Raw genomic sequence first — 2,832 nt, forward strand, 5'->3', positions numbered from 1 at the left:
TCGTCTCGACCTCCGTGTATTTTACTTAATCATATCACGTTAGCTCGGTACGACATCTATCCTAACAGAGGGGGTTATAATAATAGGTTATTTTCCACTTTTAATACCTTTATATTTATTATGAATTCATCCATTTAAAATTCCTAAAGGAGCTCCGTACATGAAAAAATTATTGACGTTTTTAGGTGTCTTTGCAATGCTCGCAATGATATCAATCGTTGGCCATCCATCAACATCTCACGCCGCTTTTACTAAAGCAAATAGCTATAGCTTAAAGGGGGAACCTGGCATTGAATTTATACCTTCTTCAGATAACCATGTTATTTATAGTGATGTGATTCGAAAAACATGGGATATAACCATTATTAAACAAAATAAAAACGGTGTGAAAAAATCGTTAAAGCTTGGCAAAAATGGTGTTGCCAAGATTTTCTCTTACAACAATAAAGCTTATATCTTATTCTGGGATAATAAAAACAAAAAAATCGTATTATACGATGAAAACTTCAAAGTTTTGAATTCAACTGCCAGTAAATATACGGTTATTAGTGATGGTGTCGGTCCGTTAGATGGGGATCACGTAGAATTTACTAATGAAAGCCGCACACAGTATAGAGCATTTTATAATATGAAGACGAATAAAGTTGAGTATAAATTCATCGGCCAACCTGCAAAATTATCCATTGAAAATGCTTATGGCAACTTCTCCCTTTACAAATACGATCGTTATGAACAGCTCATCTCGCGCAAAGACATTCCGCAATTCAAAATCGAAATCGTGAACCGGTTGGCGGGAATCACTTCAAGTGAAGCATATAGCTTCTCAACCTATGACATCGGCTTTATATTCGGGAAAGGCATTATTTATTTCGATAAGAAAGGCAATGTCGTCGATCAAGTGGAATGGCTGGAAGATACGCCGGAACAGGTCATTCAGCATAAAGATATGATGTTTATCTATAATAGAGGGACAGGCTACAAACTGGACGTCAACAATAAAAAGCTCATGAAAATTTTCGACGGCAAAGAAGGACTTAAATTCCATGACTTGAAAAATGGCTATATGGCCGAAACGAAAGATAATAAAATACGGATAATCGACTTTAATGGCAAGCAAATGCTTACGGCAAACTATGCCGGTGCCCCAAAACGCGGTAATGCTTTCCCGTTCGGTGTCGGAGAAAATCTGGCCGCTGTACAATATTTTAACGGAAAGCAGTATATTGTCGACATCTACAATATACAATCAGGCAAACGTACACATATTCTCCCAAAAACAGTAGATGTGCATCCAGCAGGCAAAAATCAGATTATTGCCACTTACTCAAAATCCGGTGAAGGTGACCCTCCATACTTTACGCAAATAATTGGAGTGAATTAAAAGAAAATGGGTAATAAAGTTGTGAACATTGGAAATTCCGTCAAATAAAAAGAACCTATAGACAAATGAAAGGACATCCCTAATTTACATGACTAATAGGGAATGTCCTTTTTTATTCAATCATTGAGGAAGATTCATTAATCCAAACGATCACTGAACCCTCTTACAAATAAAATAAATGCCATTGCCCCTTCTACTTTTCCAATCTCATTGCTAAAAAGAAGTAAAATCCGGGCGACACGATTCATATCTCCAGTATAAAGATTAACTAATTATAGGTTTCCGATTTTCTCCATATCTACTGCGGTTAATACGAAATCGAAAAGCGCTAAATTAGATGCCTGATTTTCACGGTTGTGTGATTTTGGAATAACGACTACACCGCGCTCTATTTGGTATTTTAATAAAACTTGTGCTCCAGATTTCCCATAAGCTCTACCGATTTCATCTAGCACTTCTTTTTGATGTGCTTCGGCTTTCATAGGTCCCCATGCCACATGTGTGATGCCCTCTTCTTTTAATAAGGCAAGGAGATGTTCGTTCTTTTCTTTCAAATTAATTTGTATTTGATTAACGGCTGGCTTCACTTTCGCGAATTCTTTCAATTCATCTAGATGATTTTTACCGAAGTTTGAAACCCCGATCGCTTTTAGTTTACCCGCTTCATAATATTCTTCAAAGACTTCCCAAGTGTTTTTAAGCTGTTCCTTGTCTTCGATCGGGAAGTGGATCAGAAGCAAATCCAGATAGTCTGTTTGGAAGTTTTTCAGACTATTATCGATCGCTGCTCGAGTCGCTTCCTTTGAAGAAATATATTCTTCGCTCGCCGGAACTTTTGTCGTGATGAATAACTCTTCTCGAGGCACTGTGCTTTCTGCTAAAACGCTTCCGACAAGCTCTTCGTTTCGATACATAATGGCTGCGTCTATCGACCGGTAGCCCAACTCAAGTGCTGAAGCCAGTTCGGGAATTTCGTTCGTTAACACTCCGTTATACTCGTTATTTTCTTTTCCGTATGTATTTGTTCCTGTACCAACAATCGGCATTTTTACTCCATTATTAAGTGTAATGTATTCCATAGTTTAGACACTCCCCCTGTATACTGTACTTTTTTTTACTTACTATGTACATCATAACAAAACATGCAATATTCAGAAAGCGATACGAAATAAGGGATAAATCCTATAGAGATCTATGCTTACATTAGTGGTACAGGAAATAAATTTATACTTCAATTCCGCTTATGCTAATTAGCTTGTGTTTCCAGGCAGCAGGTCATATCCAATAGCATTACCATACGGTATCGGTGGATAGGACACTTGAAAAAGAGTATATTATTTTTAATAAGTAAAATATTGTAATGATGAATATTATTTAACTCAAACTTCGCACATAAATAATTAGGTTCAATAGTTGATGCTATTTGGTTCTTCTCGATTTCAATAAGAACC

Annotated in this window: 2 protein-coding genes; one reads left to right on the forward strand and one right to left on the reverse strand. The window is 36.8% G+C overall.

Annotated features, from left to right (window positions below; all coding sequences use genetic code 11):
• Positions 1-160 precede the first annotated feature (160 nt).
• Entirely contained in the window at positions 161-1,381 is a 1,221-nt protein-coding gene (locus ACTHOQ_RS18740; protein ID WP_440497707.1) for a hypothetical protein, read from the forward strand.
• A 272-nt stretch (positions 1,382-1,653) separates the two neighbouring features.
• Here the strand turns inward: ACTHOQ_RS18740 and ACTHOQ_RS18745 are convergent, their stop codons facing one another.
• The gene (locus ACTHOQ_RS18745) at positions 1,654-2,460 is read right to left on the reverse strand and encodes an aldo/keto reductase (RefSeq protein ID WP_440497709.1); all 807 of its coding nucleotides are present in this window, start codon (positions 2,458-2,460) and stop codon (positions 1,654-1,656) included.
• Positions 2,461-2,832: the final 372 nt, after the last annotated feature.

The organism is Solibacillus silvestris, from assembly GCF_051967575.1.
Lineage (GTDB): Bacteria > Bacillota > Bacilli > Bacillales_A > Planococcaceae > Solibacillus > Solibacillus silvestris_B.

Bases quoted from the DNA above. Each gene is read 5' to 3' on its own strand.
- ACTHOQ_RS18740 (WP_440497707.1), top strand. From the start codon at position 161: ATGAAAAAATTATTGACGTTTTTAGGTGTCTTTGCAATGCTCGCAATG.
- ACTHOQ_RS18745 (WP_440497709.1), bottom strand. From the start codon at position 2,460: ATGGAATACATTACACTTAATAATGGAGTAAAAATGCCGATTGTTGGT.